21 protein-coding genes are annotated in these 19,535 nt (G+C 33.1%); all 21 read right to left on the bottom strand.

Annotated elements, in window-relative coordinates; genetic code table 11:
- Positions 1-73 precede the first annotated feature (73 nt).
- Entirely contained in the window at positions 74-1,033 is a 960-nt protein-coding gene (locus EZJ43_RS13425; RefSeq protein WP_133263226.1) for an XAC2610-related protein, read from the bottom strand.
- Between the two features lie 14 nt (positions 1,034-1,047).
- The gene (locus EZJ43_RS13420; protein WP_243718093.1) at positions 1,048-1,656 is read right to left on the bottom strand and encodes a hypothetical protein; all 609 of its coding nucleotides are present in this window, start codon (positions 1,654-1,656) and stop codon (positions 1,048-1,050) included.
- A 90-nt stretch (positions 1,657-1,746) separates the two neighbouring features.
- The gene (locus EZJ43_RS13415) at positions 1,747-2,208 is read right to left on the bottom strand and encodes a hypothetical protein (RefSeq protein ID WP_133263225.1); all 462 of its coding nucleotides are present in this window, start codon (positions 2,206-2,208) and stop codon (positions 1,747-1,749) included.
- 55 nt (positions 2,209-2,263) lie between these two features.
- A complete protein-coding gene (locus EZJ43_RS13410; RefSeq protein ID WP_133263224.1) occupies positions 2,264-2,770 on the bottom strand; it encodes a GNAT family N-acetyltransferase in 507 nt (168 codons plus the stop codon).
- 31 nt (positions 2,771-2,801) lie between these two features.
- The gene (locus tag EZJ43_RS13405) at positions 2,802-3,218 is read right to left on the bottom strand and encodes a hypothetical protein (RefSeq protein ID WP_133263223.1); all 417 of its coding nucleotides are present in this window, start codon (positions 3,216-3,218) and stop codon (positions 2,802-2,804) included.
- A 63-nt stretch (positions 3,219-3,281) separates the two neighbouring features.
- Positions 3,282-4,334, bottom strand: a complete 1,053-nt coding sequence (locus tag EZJ43_RS13400) for a leucine-rich repeat domain-containing protein (RefSeq protein ID WP_165953171.1) — start codon at positions 4,332-4,334, stop codon at positions 3,282-3,284.
- 22 nt (positions 4,335-4,356) lie between these two features.
- Positions 4,357-6,165: a hypothetical protein gene (locus EZJ43_RS17210; RefSeq protein WP_165953170.1), complete on the bottom strand. Its 1,809-nt coding sequence runs from the start codon at positions 6,163-6,165 to the stop codon at positions 4,357-4,359.
- A 5-nt stretch (positions 6,166-6,170) separates the two neighbouring features.
- Positions 6,171-7,721, bottom strand: coding sequence for a hypothetical protein (locus tag EZJ43_RS13395; protein WP_133263221.1), 1,551 nt, complete (start codon positions 7,719-7,721; stop codon positions 6,171-6,173).
- Between the two features lie 24 nt (positions 7,722-7,745).
- Positions 7,746-8,204: a hypothetical protein gene (locus EZJ43_RS13390; RefSeq protein WP_133263220.1), complete on the bottom strand. Its 459-nt coding sequence runs from the start codon at positions 8,202-8,204 to the stop codon at positions 7,746-7,748.
- 198 nt (positions 8,205-8,402) lie between these two features.
- On the bottom strand, positions 8,403-9,047 hold the full coding sequence (locus EZJ43_RS13385; protein ID WP_133263219.1) for a hypothetical protein: 645 nt from the start codon (positions 9,045-9,047) through the stop codon (positions 8,403-8,405).
- On the bottom strand, positions 9,044-9,571 hold the full coding sequence (locus EZJ43_RS13380; protein ID WP_133263218.1) for a hypothetical protein: 528 nt from the start codon (positions 9,569-9,571) through the stop codon (positions 9,044-9,046). The genes EZJ43_RS13385 and EZJ43_RS13380 overlap by 4 nt, the downstream gene beginning before the upstream one ends.
- Before the next feature lie 30 nt (positions 9,572-9,601).
- Positions 9,602-10,384, bottom strand: coding sequence for a hypothetical protein (locus EZJ43_RS13375; RefSeq protein WP_133263217.1), 783 nt, complete (start codon positions 10,382-10,384; stop codon positions 9,602-9,604).
- Between the two features lie 55 nt (positions 10,385-10,439).
- A complete protein-coding gene (locus EZJ43_RS13370; RefSeq protein WP_133263216.1) occupies positions 10,440-11,447 on the bottom strand; it encodes a hypothetical protein in 1,008 nt (335 codons plus the stop codon).
- A 5-nt stretch (positions 11,448-11,452) separates the two neighbouring features.
- Positions 11,453-12,490: a toxin-antitoxin system YwqK family antitoxin gene (locus EZJ43_RS13365; protein ID WP_133263215.1), complete on the bottom strand. Its 1,038-nt coding sequence runs from the start codon at positions 12,488-12,490 to the stop codon at positions 11,453-11,455.
- A gap of 29 nt (positions 12,491-12,519) precedes the next feature.
- Positions 12,520-13,134, bottom strand: coding sequence for a hypothetical protein (locus EZJ43_RS13360; RefSeq protein ID WP_165953169.1), 615 nt, complete (start codon positions 13,132-13,134; stop codon positions 12,520-12,522).
- Positions 13,131-15,260, bottom strand: a complete 2,130-nt coding sequence (locus tag EZJ43_RS13355) for a WG repeat-containing protein (protein ID WP_133263213.1) — start codon at positions 15,258-15,260, stop codon at positions 13,131-13,133. The genes EZJ43_RS13360 and EZJ43_RS13355 overlap by 4 nt, the downstream gene beginning before the upstream one ends.
- A 140-nt stretch (positions 15,261-15,400) precedes the next feature.
- A complete protein-coding gene (locus EZJ43_RS13350) occupies positions 15,401-16,519 on the bottom strand; it encodes a hypothetical protein (RefSeq protein ID WP_133263212.1) in 1,119 nt (372 codons plus the stop codon).
- 45 nt (positions 16,520-16,564) lie between these two features.
- On the bottom strand, positions 16,565-17,323 hold the full coding sequence (locus EZJ43_RS13345; protein WP_243718092.1) for a toxin-antitoxin system YwqK family antitoxin: 759 nt from the start codon (positions 17,321-17,323) through the stop codon (positions 16,565-16,567).
- Positions 17,324-17,425: 102 nt separating this feature from the next.
- Positions 17,426-18,397 (bottom strand): hypothetical protein, encoded by a 972-nt coding sequence (locus tag EZJ43_RS13340; protein ID WP_133263211.1) that lies wholly within the window; start codon positions 18,395-18,397, stop codon positions 17,426-17,428.
- A 26-nt stretch (positions 18,398-18,423) separates the two neighbouring features.
- Positions 18,424-18,789 carry a hypothetical protein gene (locus tag EZJ43_RS13335; protein WP_133263210.1) on the bottom strand — a complete coding sequence of 122 codons (366 nt, stop codon included), beginning with the start codon at positions 18,787-18,789 and terminating at the stop codon, positions 18,424-18,426.
- A 24-nt stretch (positions 18,790-18,813) separates the two neighbouring features.
- Positions 18,814-19,473: a hypothetical protein gene (locus EZJ43_RS13330; RefSeq protein ID WP_133263209.1), complete on the bottom strand. Its 660-nt coding sequence runs from the start codon at positions 19,471-19,473 to the stop codon at positions 18,814-18,816.
- Positions 19,474-19,535: the final 62 nt, after the last annotated feature.

Raw genomic sequence — 19,535 nt, 5'->3', positions numbered from 1 at the left:
CTCGCCTAGCCCAAACGGCTAAGAAATAAAGTATAGGATGCCGTTGGCTTAGTAGTTTGCGTGGTTTCAATGTCTATTCTTTCTTCTTATAACTTTTTACTTCCACCGATTTTCCATTAAAAACTTTATATTCTTTATAATGCACAAAAATATCGTCTTGATAAACTCGTTGTTCTTTGATTAAGTAGAGTCTTCCATTTTGCCACTTATAAGTTTTAGTTCCTTCATTTCCGCTACCATCGGCATCGTACTTAAATACGGTTTTAGTTGGCGCATCAAAAAATGCAACACCAATATCATCCAAAACAAAATTTCTGACAAATTTTGCTTGCTTTAGATCATAGATATAGTAGATATAGCTGTAATCTCCTTTACTCATATCAGGATAATTGATCATAAGTTTCAGATCTAAATAACCATCAAAATTCATATCCTCCAGCTCAACATCTGCTTTTTCATCTACCAAATCAAGTTCTTTGAAGCCAATTATTTTTTGAGGGTTATTTCGGTTATTATCAATGGTAAAAGATGTAATGCTATAGTAAGAAGAAGCCGCCTTCGACATGTCTTCATAATTCGCTTTCTTCTTTGTGATGCTATATTTAAACTTGAATGGATTCAACGCATTGAGATTTTCTCTACAAACCAACTTTACTTTTAGTGCATTTGGAATGCTCGCTTCCATTTTATTTTTGCCCCACGATCCAGAGATAGTGGTTTTGTTAATGGCTGTTATTTTAAAATATCCAGACGATAAAAACTTTTTCTTTTTGCTGTCGTAGGATCTTTCTTGAAGCAACAAATTACCATTTTTAAAAGTGCCATTAAGGTATATTTTACTATCCCTTCCACTTTTTACATAGTAATATTCTCCATCAATAGAATCTTTTTTCTGGATTAAACGGAATTGCATTTCAACAGGATAGGTGCCGATAGTACCTGTAAAATTAATAATGGACGTAACTTTTGGTTCTTGCGCAAAGCTAAATTTCGCGAACAAGAAAATCACACAAGTAAAAAGTAATTTCTGCATTTTTTTTAATTGAATTATTTAAAAACCTGATCTGCCAATAATCCCAAAACAAAGCCACCAATAACTCCAAATGCGCCTACAAGTACAATTGGAATGCCCAAAAGTGTGAACAATTGAGATTGACTTTCTCGCACTTGAATAAAGTACTTAGATAAATCTACGGATGGCAACGGAACCAATTTAGAAATGAAAATTTGTACACTCAATACACTTGAACCATCTTGTAATCGTAATTCATAAATACTAGGTGTTGCGGAAAAAGTATAAATTTCCATCCTTCCTGTTGAGAAATCATTTGATCTTGGGCTCATTAAAGAATTACTCAGGTTTATTTCCTGCTGTGTCGCTTTTTCATAAATGTGGGTGCTAAATTGATCTAGTGGTGTTTTTCTAAACATTTCTCCTTTTTGCCAGATCGAATAAATACCTCTTTTCAAAATCGTAAATTCTCCAGTCTGTTGCAAGTAAGGCATTTCAAGCATCACTTTTCCATTAAAGGCTTTTCTTAAAATCTTAATTCCGTGGTAGAGAATAAATGAGCCAATTGGCATAAGGCAAAAGAAGAAAATTCTTATATAAAGTACTGGCATAGTTTCAAACAAGTTTTTAAATAGTGTATCCATAATTTTATAAAATAGTTCAGTTGTTTATCTGCTTGGATTTAATATTGAGTATTTTAATAATTACCGGAAAAATAGCATCGGTAAATGGTCCTAAAAAAAAGAATAGGCTATGATCAGGATGTAGTAATCCATAAAATGTAATCGCACACTCGTTTTGCATTCAAAATCTGCAGTTTTTATACCTGTCGCCAGTAAATACTTTCCTTTCTTAGAATCTTTCAATATAGAAAAGGTTACTGCACTACCTTTACTCAAGCTGGTAATGTCCTTTAACTCCTGATCAGTTAGATATTCTGCAAAATTTCTGCTCAATTTAATCGTATCTTTTTTTGAGGAATTTGAACAAAACGATAACTCTCTATAAACAAAAGATTTATTATTTTTTGATAAATATTCTGCATATGGTTGATCCGTTAATATAATTTTATCTTCATAAACAGCTTTATATTTATCTAAAATCTTATTTCCAACGACAAAATTTAAAAGAAAAAATCCTCCAAGGTACAACACTATAAAAATTGAGATTTTTTGATTTTTGCTCTCACCTACCATCTTTTTTCTTAATTAGTGATGTACACCAATCAGTTTAATATCGTGCATGTTTCATTTAATTCAAAACTTTTTCAAACGCCTTTCTGGCATTTCCCCTAAAAAAAACTTCGCCACAATATGCGTAACCTAATTTTTCAAAAATGGATAGCATGGCAACATTATCGAAATTAGTATCGGCTTTAATACTGTGAATGTTGTTTTCTAGTGCAAAGTCCTCAATCAAAGTCATCATTGTTTTTGCTAAACCCTTTCCCAAATGTCCCTCATCAATAGCTACACGGTGAAAAACTACGAAATCTTCATTGCTAAGCCATTCGCCTTTTAAATTTGCATATTCGGGTTCATTATTGATTAGGATGGCACAATAGCCCACAATATTCTCATCATCCATCAAAACAAAACCTTGGTTTTTTTCTATATCGTTTTTAATAACAGCCAAATTTGGATAACCATCCTGCCATTGCTTGCTTCCATCTGCTTTTCTTCTAAGAATTGCTTGTTGTAAGATTTCCCAAATTTCTAACGCTTGGAAAATATTGGCTTTTTGTAATGTAACGCTCATTTTGTATTCAAATAAATGCTTTTTTAAATTACTATTGTACTGAAAATAGTTTCTCAACTGACGATAAATCTAATGTTAGTTTTTCATTTTCTGAAATCCCTATCAGCTCGATCTGATTATTATTCATTTTAAACTTGCCAAAATATTTTTTTAGGATTTTATATTCTGAAGTTTTAATATCAATAATAACTGTTTTCCTATCGTATAAATCTTTCATCCAAGAACAAATCATATATTTTTGATGATAGGGAAATAAAAAATGACAACCCCAAACATAGCCCGGAAACTTCCTGTCATCTATAAAAAGATGATGATAAGAATCTCCATGTGGAGGTTCTGAAATGTAAATGATTTTAACTACTGCATCTGCCAATTTTAGCGACAGCTCGAAATCCTCCATCGCAAAAAAATGGGTATCAAAATCGTTATTTATTTCTATTTTCACCATTGATAAATTTCGTTTCTTTTTCTATTTTAATACTGATAAGATCACTGTAAAACTTTAATCAATCTAATGATAAACGTCTATCAGTTTAAGTTTCGCTTTAACCGCCTCGTACTCCGATTTCGTTAATTTTAAATCGTACAGCGAAAACAGCCCTCGCCATTTTATCGCATCTAATGATTGCAGGAAGAGTTTTTTATCTATCGGATTATTACTAAAATCAACTTGAGTTAGTCCTTTTAAACTCGCAACATCTGCGGGAAATTCTGCAAACTGATTTCCATTCAGACTGATAGAATTTAGCTTGCTCAACGTGGAAATGGATGGCGGTAAAGTGGAAAGATTGGTGTATTGAATACCTAAAGTTGTCAAATTTGGAAGCAGATTAAACTGGTCTGGCAAGGATTTTAAATCATTTTTGTAGAGCGTTAGTATCTCCAAACTTGGAATTGAAAATAATTCTTCTGGAAATCTATTAAACTGATTAATGTCCAAAGCAATCCTTTTGAGTTTCTTTAGTTTGGTTATACTCTTCGGCAGTCCAGAAAGTTGATTGTTATCTAATACTAACTTTTCTAAATTGGGTATCAACTCCAACCCATCTGGTAGCGCAGTCAAATTATTGTAGGAAAGGTAAATTGATTTTAAATTGCCATTTGGCGTGGAAATTCTCGGGATCACCTTAAGGTTACAATTTTGCAAGTCTAATTCCTCTAGATTAGGACTTTCATTCAAAAGCCTCTCTAAAAAAGCACTAAATTCAACCTCTTCAAATTCTGGTGTATATTTATTGTCTGCCTTGAATTTTCTTATCGTCTTAAAGTCTAACTTATTCAGTTCTGAAACCCTTCTTGCGGTTAACATCTCGCCGTTAGTGAAGTACAAGCTAATCTGCTTTGGAGCTTCAACCATTGGTGGTGGAGACATCATTCCCTTACTATTTCCTGGGTTGGCCAACAAAACCGTCGATCGTGGTGGTGCAGGATATTTTTCTACTTTTATAACCGGGATAGTGGTTTTAGCTTTCGGGATCTTTTTATTGGGACGTTTTTTCGTTTGTCCGTAAGCTATTGCACTAACGCAGATTAGAATTGACAGCAATATTATTTTAATCTTCATGTTATGTGTATTAAGGTTTTGATTAATTTTTTGGTTGGTATTTTGTGTTTTCCATAAATTTGGTATAGCGTAAATCGTTACCCATTTTAAAGAACAACCAGAAATTGTTTTCCAATTTAGAAGCATACAATAAATGCAACATATTATCATCCATAGGTTCTTCCACTTGTAAAAAGTAAAATACTGATTGTGATTTTATGAGTTTAAACTGATCATTTAAGGTGTGCATTTTTACACCCGATTGAAGTGGAAAATGGTAGGGGAAAAACACCTGATAGTTTTTACCATCCAAAGTAATTGTACCATCTTCATCATAGTATTTATCTTTAAAATCAACTACTTGTAACTCGTTTAACTTACGATCCAATGAAGCATCATAAGAAATCCTTCTTAAAAAACCATCTAGTACATTGATGATGTCTAACTTATTTCCTTGCACGAATGCGGTAGAATTTTGAATCATCGAAGTGGTTTCCATTACTTTAACTTCGGATAAATTTACGCTCGCTTTTACCAAGTGGTAAGCTTTATCTTCGCGAATACCGAAAAGAAAACCACCGGGGATTTCTGTACCATATTTTAAGTACACGAAACTCAGGTTTTTTTCCTTTACCATTGGCAAAAGTGCTGTTAACTTTTTTGCAAACAACACTTCACCGGTAATGGTATTCAATGTAACTACGATGAAAGATTCAGATTTGTTGTTTTTTAAGATGACATAACTCAACTTTTCACCCATTTGAACTAAGCTGATTTCGTTTTCACCTTTCACGTTTAAGGTTTCTGGGAGTGCTATAATTAATTGTTTTTGGATGTTGTATTGTTGTGGGTTTGCGTCTAATTTCAAATGTGTCCAAGTATTGGATTTCCCTATAACGAATAAATCGTCACCCATACTTTTAAAACCATCAATCCTAAATAATTGCTTTTGATCTGGTCGGAAATAATCACTTTTATGTACTTTAGCATTATCCCACTGGATAATTTGATGACCTTCGAAATCGTCAATATTGTAACGTAAAGTTTCTACTGCCAAAATCTTTTGACTCGAATCGTTTCTGCCATAAAGCGCCACATTTGGAAAGCTACCCTTAAAATTATCAGAAATAGTGACTGTTTTATTATTTTTTAGCGGTTCTACATCCAATTTTTCATTTAACGTTTTTGCATACCAATTTTGCCATTGTGTTTTTGTCCAATCCTCCGTTTCTCCCAAATCAAATAAATTCTCAACATAATGTAATGCATCTTTTGCCATCTTATTTATCGGGATTAATGAATAAGTTGGCTGAGAGATATTTTCTCCGTTAGACAACTCGATTTCCATCACGCTTTCTAAAGTGATAGAATCATTGTTATCTACCGCATCAATCCATAGTTTTGTTAAGCCAAAATCGTTATCGTTATAAAACGAATTATACTGTAAAGTATCGGTTTTTTTAGGATTTTTTAAAACCGAAATCATTTTCTCATCCAAAGCTTTCTTTTTTGAAACATCAATAAAAAGATCATTCTCTAAATTGCTCAACCTCATTACATTTACTTTTTGAAGCTTGGTATCGCTCTGCACATAATCTTTTCCACTATCAGAAATAACCAAAATATCTTTTAACCCTAGTTTTTCTGCATCTGCAGGAAGTAGATTTAAGTAATACGCCGATCTTGGAATGATCACATTGCCTTTCGTTTTTACAAAAAGTACGCGTTGTGTTTGTTTACTAAGTTGTACGGTGCGGTAACTTTCTTTAAAGTAGCCATTAAGTTCGGCACTTTCTTGAGCAAAAGAGGTTACGGTAAAACATAAAATAATAAGTGTGAATAATTTGTTCATCGCTTTTAATTTTCTTTTTTCTTATCCCAAAAAGTTTCTATAAAATTAGCTTGGGTACAATCAAGTGCATTTATATCTTTTAGTTTTACCAAACCTTTATTTCCAGTATGGTATTTGTAAACACCGTTTTTATCCTTGAAATAATAATCATAGTTTACTACAATTTCAATTTGTCCACGCCCGCCATCACAAGGTGAAACCACCTGCACAGTAGAACCCAAAAACTCCATACTTTCATAATCTGCCATGCTTTGGATAACTTCATTTTCTATCAGCAATTTATTATCAAAAGCATAAGCCAAAATCAAATTTTTTAAAGGCGATTTGAAATTGATTTCTTTTTCTATTTTTTGCGTTTCAGCATTGTAAAAAGTAATTGAATTCTTTGTTGCGAAAAACATCGAGATGGGGTGACGATATGTCCACAGCGCATTGTTAAAAGTTCTCACTGCATCGCTTCCAACCGCAACTATATTTTCTACTTTCTCAAGAATGCTACCTCCATCTAGATCCCTCACTTTATAAATGTCTTTCCCTACGCTGTACGAACCATCTTCATTAAGCGCAAAATCTTTTATATTTTTTAATTTGGGTAGATCTATTGGATGATTCTCATAAACTAAATTCCAAGGATCATCATATAAAAAACCTTTATGCAAAACCAAACCTGATGGTTCGAGATATTTACTGTTTTCTACCTGGTAAAAATTAACATCACCACCCTGCTCTAAGCTAATTCCTGCCGATACATAAGACCATAAAGCACCGTCCTGAAAATCGAGATAGGTTCTGAAGCTGTTTGGTCTATGAAATTTTAACTTCAAAAAACTTTGCTTCAATGGTCTATCTTTAAACTGAGTGGTTACATTTTCTACCGTTCTAAAATTATCTCTAGTCAGGTAAAAAGTGTTATCGTCATAAATGCAAAACTCATCCGAACTCTCATTTAGCGTATCAATTTTTGCAGTACTTGGGGTTATATTTTTAATAATGGTAACTTCGGCGCTAGATTCATCATAACTATACACCTTGCTTTTATCTTTCAACAAGTATGTAGTCGTTCCTCCGTTAGGAAAACTTGCCATTATAGTTGCATTCTTTGGCATATTTTTAACAGGCGTAAATTTTACCCGCTGCGCTTTTGTGGGATAATATGGATTGTACGCTAATTTTTTCCAAAAGCCATCCATAAAAAAAGTAAAGCCTATCTGCGGATAATTGGTTAGGCTCGATTCAGCGATTTTATCTATTAAAAGTTTATCATCGTAAAAAGTGGATTTTGGGATGTAATAATAAGCGACATCGTTTTTTACAATAACACCATCTTGTGTTTCTGCAACTATTTTTGAATTTGCAGGCAGAATATCTTTTAATAAAATTTTACTATATCCGGCAATGCTTATCTTATTCGGATCTGTTGTAATTAATGCCAAAAATAATTTACCGCCAACAGTCTCCAACTCATACTTTTTTCCAGTATGGTAGTGATAACATTCGCTGGCTTTGAGCAATTGGGCGGTAAAAATAAAAATGAAGATCAAAACGATATTTTTCATAATGCTATTGATAAACTTTATCTGCTAATTGCCTTTAATTTTTAAATCTGTGTGGTTATTCAAAAAATACTTCAACTTATTTTCGAATTTGCCACTAGATACTTTTTTAATAATTTTTGTATTTCCGCTGGGCGTAACCTTTAGTAAGGCAACGCTAACTTTGATTTTCTTCTCTGCAATTTCTTCCAATTTAACTTCCCAAACGGAAGTTATGATGGCATTTGTGGTTGGTTTGATATAGTCAACTTTTAAATAATTATCAGATATATTGGCACCATATTTTTCGTTATAGATTTTGATATCGAGGTCATACTTGCCGACTTCGTTTGTATTATCAACCAAATCCGCAACCGAAACCAATCGCTGAAAATCGTCAAGTCTATCTATTACAACACCGAACTTTTTATTAATTGTGAAAGATGTTTTCTGCGCATAACAGAAGCTGGAGATAAAAATAGCAGTGGTAAAAAAGATGATTTTCATAATTAAATGTGTGGTTATTAATTTATAAAATTTAATATACCTCTAAGATATATCTTAGTTATGGGTTATTATGAAGAACTTATTATTCGAGTGGAAGACTCACTTATTCGCCAACTTTCTACTTATTTTCGTTCAATTTCAAATTTAGAATTTCAATAAAGTTCTTCAATTTTCGAGCTGATTTTACTGCCTGCGTAGTTATCCCGCAATGCGATGTGTAAGAAACTTCAATTTTTCACCATCAAATATGAACGTCCACATTTGCGCATATTCATCACATACTTCTTCCTCATCGGGATGAGTTTTGCGGTATTCATCGCTTGAGTTTGTACCATATTGAAAGTAGACTAAATCATTTTTAATCGCAATAATATAGATGTAGTAGCACCCATCGTTTGGTGGTCTTTTTTCGTTCTTGATTTGATCTTGGTTTCTTAGTAAACCTAAATTCACATCAGCAAATAGGTTATTAAATTCTAACATATCTGTCATTTCATAAATGCGATTGAAACTTCCCGAAAACATTTCTTTAGTGATTTCGCCACCGTTAGTTTTTCTTTTTCTATCGAAAAGACTATCCACTTCAAAAAAATTAACCATTGAATCCGCCAAGGGAAAGTCGAAAAAACTTAAAATCTCGGTTTTATTTTTTGTGGTCATTGCACTCCTGAATTTTTTAATTTCGGAAATTATTTTTTCCCGATTGTTATCAGTTTGAGGTTCAATACCTGGCGATAAAACTGTTGCAGTATCTTTCAAATCTGATACTTTCACTTTTTCCTTTACCGTTTGTGTGCATGACCCCAAACCGAGGATTGCCATCATAAATAATAAATTTTTCATTGTCTTTTCTCTTCAATTAAATTCGCCAACTCATCTACTTCCTTACAACTATCTAATAAAATGGGTAAGTAAATTACCTCATTTAGCTTTGTATCTATACAGATAAGATTACACCCAATGCTAACTTTTTTTAAACTTACTTTTTCAATATTTGCATACGGAAGAAAATAGAATTTTGTATTGATATAAAAGCCTAAACCTATCCCCGTAATATTTCTGCCAGTAACATGTTTACGCACATCGCGATAGCTCAACCCATCTTTTTCAAATCGCGATTGTACACGAGTGACTAGAAAACATTTCACGGCAAACCACAACGCGTAACTACTTCCTAAAATTGCTAGTATTGCAAAAATCAAAGCTGGAATTTCAAACTGCTGGTGATTTAATAGTGTATAAATTCCAATTAACATTCCAAAAGCACCGAAAAAAACCATAACGCAACTCACAGTTACTAACCTGCTATTTGAGATTAGTACTACATCATCGTTATCCGTTGGTACACTTATTTTTATATTTTCCACGGCAGTATTTTCATTTTTATAATATCCAACCTAATCTCTCCTATAATCCAAACCTTCATCCGTCTCAAAAAAATAAGGCTTATGTTTTGGAATTTTTTGATGCGTAATCGTACTCGGCATTTCATCCAACATGGTATTTACATCTTCAAAACGCACTATGTTTTTTAGATAATCTACATCTATATAAGTTTGTCCGCCTGCTCCTGCAGAAAATAAACCGATAGAAATGAGCACCAATTTGTTGTCGATAAATTTATAAGTATTAAACTGATTGCCAGTTGGACCACCATAGCCAGTTAAGCTAACTTTTAATTTCGCGCTATCGATCTCTACACTTACGTTAAGGTATTGTTGATAATCGCCTTGGTATGCCGGAGGAACAGTATTTAATGAGACGCCATATAATTTGTAACCGCCATTTTGTTGTTTTAAAAGCACCAAAGTTGGACGAACATCGGTACTATCATTTTTATTTTGGAGCGTAACCACCACGTCTTTCAAATTATCGTTATCAAGTAAGCCTTCATCTTCCATCACTATTTTATAGGGCTCGATGATAAAATCTTTTACCGAGTTGCCTGTTTGTGGAAACTGCTTTTGCTCATAAATGGCTTGTGAATCTTCAGCTTGTGATGTATCTCCGTTCGTTGTGTAATCTGTAGTGTCTAACTTTTTTGCCACAGCCAAAGTATCACTAATATGAATTTGGGGTTTCATACCTGCACCAAACCAATTCATCTTGTAAATTAAAAGACTGGCTAGAATCAATATAAAAGCTAAGACTGCAAATATAATCTTTGTCGATTTTTTCATTGTTTAAATCTTCTAAATTTTTGGATTATCCATAAAATTATTTTAGAGCTTTTTTTCATTTAATATTTAATTTTGGTCTAATTAAATAAGTTGTAAAATATTCACCCTCGCTTAAAATTTGGTAGTCACCATTATTCGGTTTGTAAATTTTGTATTTGAAGGGTTCTCTTACATATTGGTCTGGATACTCTATGGTCACTTCCTCTTTAAAATGCAATGTTTTTTTCGGCAATTGTAAATCATAATAGGCTGTTCCCTCCCATCGCTTCCTACCCAAACCACCGCCTGTCCACATTGTTGTGTATTTGCTTAACTTCCAGACAGAGGTATCCATCCATTGTTCTTTTTGCACATAAACACGTTTAACAGTAGAAGATTCTTTAACCGTATCTTTACCTAAAGACTCATACCTTACCTCTAATTTGTTGATGGGATCATTTAATTTGGTCCAATTTTCTTCGACAAAGATGGCATGGAAGCCTTTGTCTTTAAAGAAAATTAAGTGATTCAACTCCTCTCCATTTTTTAATTGAATGATAGCTGAGTGTACGTAATTATCTGCTGAAATCATTTTTTCGACTTCTTTGGAGTCGTAAACCTTGTTAGGTTGAAGGTTTTTAATAGGCTTCCAAGTGGTGTCGCTATCTATCAACCAAGTGTTGTAGGTATTGGCTCCGATATCTACAATGTAACTGTTAAAAGTTTTATAAAAGTGCTTATCATCCTCTCGCTTATAACTAAGCTTTAAACTATCGATCACTATGCCTCTTAAATTGATTTTATACCAAGTTTTTTGCACCAAAATATCATTGTCGTTTTGTTTAGCAACAGCAATAATTGCGATGGTACTGTCATTTAACTGAAGTAAAGGTTCAGCGCCAAAAAAATCAACGACTTCATACTTATCGTCTTTTAAATCCGCCAAAGCTGAATAATTGCGATAAGCTTTAGGCAAGCGATCAAGTTTTAAGATGATATTTTGATAATAAAGGTTAGCATCTGGCAAAATAATTATCGCAGTTATACCGGTAATCCATAAAATTATTTTAGTGCTTTTTTTCATTTGTTTTAATTATTTAAATCTCTATGATACCAACCTGCTAATTGGTCGCCACTTGATTCACTATTATATTCTACCCGTGTTAAATGTGTAGCATCTGGATATTTCAAATAGAAAGTCGTTTTATCATAATTATCCCGATCGGGAGATGTAACCGTTAGTACGCTTCTTTCTGGTTTTGTATAATAATACAACTTATAACGAAGCAAACTCCTTACTTGCTCATCGGCGCTGTAATTGTCTCCATATTTCTTTTCAAAGTAATAAGTGATGTGTAATTTTCCATCTTCATATACCTCAACTTTGGTTACTTTTTTATCAATCACATCTTTTATAACAGCGTGATAGTCTATCGACATTTTTAACTTTAACGTGTCGTTTTTATAAGCTTTTAATACTACTGGCTTTTTGTCTTTATTGAAAAAAATGGTATCCAAAACCTTTACATCGGTAGCCCGGTTGTAATTAATACAAAAACTGGTATCTGCACCATTGAAACATTTTCGTTCGAGCACCTCGCCATAACGATAATAGTAGGATGTGTCTATGAGTTTGTCTTTCAAAAAAGTTTCTTGCGATTCTAATTGACCATTAAGCCGAAATTTGGTTGTTAGACCATCTTGATGGTTGAGTTTGTAGTTAATTGTTTCTGTTAGTTTATTACCACTGTAAACTTTCTCCAACCCCTCTCGTAAACCGTTTTTATAAGGTGTCACTTTCCACAATCTGCCGTCCTCCCAATAAGATTTCCATTCGCCTTCTCTTAAATCTTTTTTATAAAAGCCAGTTTCTGTCAATTTATTGTTTCTAAACGTTTTACTCTCTCCTTCTTTTAAACCATCGATAAAGGAACTTTTTTCCGTTTGATACCGATTCAATTTAATTTCATAATTTCCCGCTAATGGCTTGCCCGTTTTTTTAAGGAAAGCTTTTTCAGCAAGATATAAATATTCGGTATCTTTCAAATCGATCTTCACAAATTTTTCCTGAGCTGAAAGCAATGTTGGAATACAAAAGAGAAGTGGTAGAAGTAGCGTGATTTTCATATCAAATTTTCCGTTATCATTTTACACGATTAGTTTAAGAATTTTCCATTTTTATATTCAAAGAAAACCATTTTATTGCCATTAAATAGTTGCCACCAAAGTCCATCTGGTTTTCCGTTTTTATAAATCTCGCACTTGATTGGCCGATAGATTTGTGTTAACGTTATCCCTTCCCAAATTCTTAGTGGCTCCGCAGGGTAATAATACCAAATGCCTTCTTTTTTACCATTTATAAAGTTTGCTACCACATAATCGATATGATTTAAGCCAAAATAATAATCGGCACTTGCCATTCCACCGGAGTATCTTTTGCTATTGAGGTCATATATTTTAAAAAGCCCGTTTGCTGGTTTGTCTTGATATTTCACTGTATCGACACAATCTTCTTTAACATACGCTCTTCCGCTGTAATAAATCTTTACTGCAGGTTTTAAAGTTGAAATTTCTACTTGCTCAAGCCCGTTTTTGTCCAATTTCAACTCATAATATTTTTCATACTGCATGCAGTTAAACATGCCAGTCAATTCATAGCTTTTAACCAAAATCGTATCTGCTATTTTAGAAGTTTCAATATTCTTAACCTCTTGTCCAAATAGATAACCAGGCAGAATAAAAAGCATGAACATTATAGGCCTAATTCTCATTTTTTTGTTGGGATTAAGTCGCCCTTATAGTTATATGTTTTTTCATCTAGGATATATCTTCTATCTTTTCCATCGCCCTTGTCATCAAAGAATTTCACATTTTTCTGCGGAAAGGTGACCACATACTTCCCTTGCTTATTTATTAAAAAAAACATTTCATCTTTTTGAACAAATGAGAAGCCTTCATTAAAACTTGTAGCATGTTGGTATATAGCAGGCAGAGCTACTTTGCCACTGGTATCTACAAAGCCGTAGTTCCCAACATCGTGCTCATTTCGAAGCAAATTAAATAGTGATAAATCTTCTGTAAAACTGTGGATCTGGCGGTAAAATGCAGGCGTGAGTATTTTTCCCTCACTAGTCATTAAACCACGAAGTTGCCCTACTGATTCTTTTGCCTTTTTTTCGTAATAAACAATCATCGGTGTAGAACCCGGTAAATAATACAGGCCATTATATTTTACGGGAAGTACAGTTTTTCCATCTTTGTCTACCAATCCTTTCAGCCCATTTTTTCCCACCACAAGTATGCCCGGCAAATCATCATAAAAATCAACGTCCATGAGGTCTGTCAATTGTATTTTATCTCCCTCTATATTATATAAATCCACTATTCTGGCGTTGTCCTTCATATCGTATGCCATAAAAACATTATCTTTTTTTGCGAGGTTCAGATACTTGAAAGGTACAATCGTTTTGCTGTTGTTTTTCAACAAACCCACTTGTCTGTTTTCATTTTCAAATACCGAATACTCTTCAGTGTACTTATGTCGAAATGATAATCCTTCAGGAATTTTAATCAGTTTTTTAGCCGCAACATCTAGATAATAGGTTTGTCTTTTTCTGGAGTTAGGGTCTATTTCTTCTTCGAAATAAGAATTTCCTTGATCTACAAGTTTGTTGTATTCAGCATTAATAACGATGTTTCCTTTTTTATCTACAATTCCATATTTGCCGATATCTTCCTGATGGAAAACGCGATATTTTGAATCACTATCATCTTTTGCTTTTGTGATTACACTTGCATTTAGGGTATCAATTTTTGTTGCAATGAAAACATATAATTTTTCAACGTCATCATCAAAATACATTTTAATCTGTTGCTTTTTAACACCTAAAATGCCTACGTATTTTTCATTAATGCTATCCATCTTCCCCATCACTTCACTATCCTCAGCGTTTTCATCAACTTTCATAATGTCAGCGTTAAAGTCATTTACTGTCGCTAATAATTCGAAAACATTTTCGGGTATTTTATCGAGCGCAGTCAAAGCTTTTTCTTTATCAGGTGCCTTAATCGCATCACTTAAAGTGCTTTTTAACAAATTTAAATCAAATAGTGTCTCGTTACTTAATCCCCGATTTGGATAGCTATAATAACCATGGCTATCCATTAAAATACCTTCTTTATTTACAGCCTGACAACCTAATATTTTTGGGGCCAATGCACCAGGTAAACTTAAGTGAACTACACTTTTATAAATGGTATCAACCTCAATTTCAAAATCTTTATAATTTGTTTTTTTAATGTTTCTATTAATGGTTAACGTTTCAAATTTGGTTGGATAATGATAAGAAGTTTGTACAGCTATACTGTCTGGCGTACTTAACTTTATTGCATTTGCTATCAATTTATCTCTACCCAAATACGCATTTGTGATGGTTTGGCTTAAGTTTCTATCCAACAAGAAATCGCTGTCCTCGGCAGTAGAAAATCTAAATTCAGAATTCGGAAGTGCATATTTTTGCGTGTAAAGAAGCGTTTCGTTATACCTTAAAAAGGACTGTTTAATGCTATCGACATTGGTTAAAGTAAACTTTTTAGCCTGCTCTAATTTATGATTGTTAGTTTCATCATTATCCGTTGGCGACAGCGAAAAATCTTCATAAAAAACAATATCTTTCACGCTATCAATTCTTGTCTGAAGATACAACGTGTCTTTCGTCAGAGCAGTTTTTAAATCGCCTAAAGATTTACCTTTCAAATAATCTATGTAAGCATTTTTATCTTTAAAATCGGAAATGCTTTTTTGGGCACAAGATGTGAGTGTTACCGTAAATAGAAGCAAAATCAATATAAATAATTTGGGGATTTCCATTTTGGCATTCTTGTCTTTGAACTTCATATTATTAATTGGGTTATTATATCTTGGCTGATTTAATTCTTTGAGAAATCGAGAGGTAAAATGACGCACAACTTATTGTCTTGGTCAAATTGCCTTTATTCTTGTATCTCCTATCCGTTTTGAATGGATCGTAATCATATTTAATTTCCTTTTTTCCGAATGACATAAACGCCTTTTTTCCCATTTTCGTGAACGTTTATCCCATAATCATAAGTAAGAAAACGTAAAGCACTCTTTTTTAAAAATTTCTCTGGTAAACTAAAAAGAAACAGATCGGTTTCAGTTTTTTCGCTAAATCCATTAGACTTGATGGCATTGTTTTTAAAATTTAGAATATCCCCATCTATATTCAACTCATAAAAAGCAGTTCCATAAAATCTTGTGGGAATACCAGGATTCATATAACCATCGGAGGTGGACATTTCTTTTGAAAACGCAAGCGTTTTAATTTCTCCAGCCTTTTTGTAGGTAAGCGCTTGATCTGGAAAAAATGAAGCTTCCGCGGAAGTATATGGCGTAATGTATTCATCTGTATAACGGTGTTCATTTGAATAGGTCAGATTTGTAGCATCTTTTAAAAAATGCTCTTCATACAATTTTTCAGGAATTTCCTTTCTATTTATTTTGCATTTAATTTTTGAGCCGTCGGGATAAATAAAACTTGGTCCCGAACTATCAAATTCGTAAAGTTTTACCCATTTACCTGCTGTTTGAAAATAAACGCACTGTGCTGATTGTAGCTCTGTAATCCAGCCATATAAAACAATGTCGGCTTGTTGATAATGTGCTTCAAACGTTTCAATCCATTTTTCTGATGTGAACGTATTCTCCTTGTTCAACACTTCACTAAAAGGAACAGCGGTTGGCTTATCAGCAGAGAAATCATAAACCTCATTTGATAGTATAACGAAGCAATTGATAGCATCTATAAAATCAGCATCATTCCTTTTATACAGGTTAAGTTGAAAAACCGTGTTGCCAAGACTATCTATTTTAATTGGGTTGAATTCTTGTAAACTTATATAATTACTGACTAGAAAAAAGTTCTTTTGTGGAAAATAGCGCAAGTTGACACCCGATGTTTCTGTAATTCTGTTCATCTTAAATGTACCCCATTCCAAGCCATCACTTAATTCTGGGAATTTATTATACTTGGATTTATTAACCAGCAATTTTGGAGATAGGTTGATTGTGGTACAGCTTTCTAACAGGAAAATTGCAATAAAAGCCACGAGAATAATCAGCAACATATTTTTCATTTGGATAAAATAATTTTTAAAAGCGAAGTTAAAACTAACTCATACCTATTTCCGATATTTATCGTATTCGTCTTTGCTCACTTTCTCTCCATTGATAAAATAATTCGTAAAAACTACCGAGCCATTTGGTTTGTACATGTGGCCTATGCCATGTTTTTTCCCATCAACAAACATAAAATCCATCGTTTTATTACCCATTGCAAACATGGTGGTTAAGCCATCTTGCTTATCGGCTTTATAATTTATCTCTGTAATTACTTTTCCATCTAGCCCGTAAGTTTTGCTTAAACCATCTCTTAAGCCATCTTTATAATTTGTTTCTGTTATTACTTTATCACCACTGTAACTGTACTGTGGGCCATCTTTTTTATTATTTTTATACTCGCTTTTATTGGATAATTGCCCACCGCTATACATCTCGTTTATGCCATCTTGCTTTCCGTTTATGAACTCCTGCCTCAACCAAACTTTACCATCACGATCATAATTTTCTTTCAACCCATTTCTTACACCGTTTTTGTATCGAAGTTTACACTCTACATTCCCTGCTGTAGAATACCAAAAAGCATCGCCTGTAATTTTACCGCTCTTAATGGTGTAAAGCGCAAAGCCACCTTCATCAAAAGGAATTTTATATTTTCCATCCAATACTTTACCATTCAATTTTAGCACCAGTTGCGTACTGTCTGGCGTATAAATTTTCTCTAAATGTTTCCATTGAATTTCTTCTGGCAGTTGAGCATAAAGTGATGTTGAAATAAACATCATCGTTAAAACTGAGGCAATTTTTAAAGTCGTTTTCATAGCTAATTTTATAGTTTTGGTTTTCCGAGAATTGTTAAGCAATTTCTCAGCCTTTTTTAAATCGTTATTAATTTAACAAAATACACTTTTATTTAGATTTTATCATTTAGCGTAAAACTGATAAAATCTATTTTCCGAATAATATAGCAAAGTATCTTGGTCGGTTTTTGGCTCGGATAATTCATCGAAATAAGTTCCAGAATTGTTGTATAAGTTGGTTTTAAATTCAGCTTCCTTATTTTTTAGTCTTATTTTAAAAAAGTAATACCTCCATTTATCAAACCAACCTTTATCTTCAGGAAAGTTGGGCGGGTTGCCATCACCTCCTGGTGAAGATGGCGTGCCGTAAGCAAGCAACCGTTTAAAATGGTTTGAAACTACAGTATTATCAAAAACTTTAATGTTTTTGGTATGGATTGTAGCATCGCCTGCGTATGTAATCGAAATTGTAAAGTTGAAATTATCTGCCTCCTCCATTTTAACAACTTTACTTATTGCATTCGCCAATTCACTTTTAGCAAAATAAATCTGCCCATTAGTATCTGTAAAAAATATCCCTTGGGTAAAATCTCTATGGGGAGAAAAATGTTTCACAACAGCTAAACTATTGAATAATTCTTGATAGGTTGCAATTGTGAGGTTTTTAACAATTTCTCTTTTACGCTTTGTTATGTTAAACACAACAACCGCAAGCGTGGTATCAGTCGAGCTTTCTACAACACACAATAAATTTCTTTTTTCATCGAAACTATAGTTGAGTGCCTGTTTAGCATGTAAATAAAAAACCGGACTAAAAGATTTTGTAACAACTGCAAGCTCGCTACTGTTATTTTCGAGCGAATCTTTAGCGTAATTTACCAAAATTAAATCCGATTTTTTCAATATCTGATATGCTCGAATATACATAGAGTCAACCCGTTTATTTATCAGCGTTGAACCATTTGTTGTTTTAGGAAAAAAAGGAATTTCAGGATGTTTGTTTTCATTGGGAAACTCATACCCACTCCATTTAAAAAGCAGTACCAACGTGCCAATAAATACTAAACCAAAAAAAATAAGGAGGTTTCTACGCATTTGTATTTTGTTTTAGAAAACTGTTTTTAATATGTCTCGTCAATAATTTTCTTTAAATGTTCTGACGCATTTTTAAGATAGTTTTGCTCAACATCTTGATTTTCTTTTAAGACATAACCAACCATTTCTTCAGTTTCAGCTATTAAGTCAATTAAATTTATTTCAAATCCATAATCATTAGGATGGTAAGCATTTGATATTGTTATTTTTAGATTTCTACGCTGATTATTAAAATCAAATTTATCCTTCGTAATAGTTCCATTAGGCTGTTCCGAAAAACCGTAAATCGGTTCATCAAAATCAAACTCTGATGTCAAAAAATCAAAATATAACTTTGTCTTATTAACGAAATTGTTCCTTTTGGTATCGTAAATTTCTTTTGGCGACGTCATTTTCTTTTGACTACAACCTGAAGCTTAGTATTTACCATCAATACCGTTTTCTGTTCTTTTAGCTTTAATTTCTGCTCGGTTGTCATCCATGTATTTAATAAATTCTTCCCTATCCTTTACTGCATTTTTTACCGCTTCTGGCAATTTAGTTTCATCGAATTTTAGGGTTGGATAAGCCATCGACAAACTTTTCATATTGCTATTATCTGCAATAACTGCTTTACAGTTTTCTATATTTTTATCAATTTGGCCAAGTGCATAACCATTCACATATTCGCCTAAAAGTGTTTTGTAGCTATCAAGCGCTTGAATCAGTTCACCTGTTTCTGTGCCATGGGCACTATCTAAAGCTATTTGCTTAAAAACATTCCGTCTAAACGATGCAGTATAAAACCAATAAACGGCTTCGTCTTTTTTGTTTAAATCGTACAATCGGGTAGAAAGCATGTACATTGTTATGAGGTCAACTTTATCGATATTAGATTTAATTTTTTGCGCCACATCTAAAATTGTTTTCTCATCGGCAGTTTTTAAGGCTTCACTATACGAACCAACATTTATTTTAAAAGGGCTGGAATTATAGTACGGCTCAATATAAATCCCAATTAACTTTATGTCGGGTTTTGAGCTACATGAAAAGAGAGAAATTGCCACAAATGTTGAAATGTATGTTAAAATCTTCATAAGTTATAACGTGGTTTCTTTTATCTCCACAGCATAAACATAAGCAATGCAATACAACTTCT

The sequence above is a fragment of the Pedobacter changchengzhani genome, from assembly GCF_004354365.1.
GTDB lineage: Bacteria > Bacteroidota > Bacteroidia > Sphingobacteriales > Sphingobacteriaceae > Pedobacter > Pedobacter changchengzhani.
Note: the sequence above shows the minus strand (reverse complement) of the source record. Positions and strands in the feature narration are given on the sequence as shown.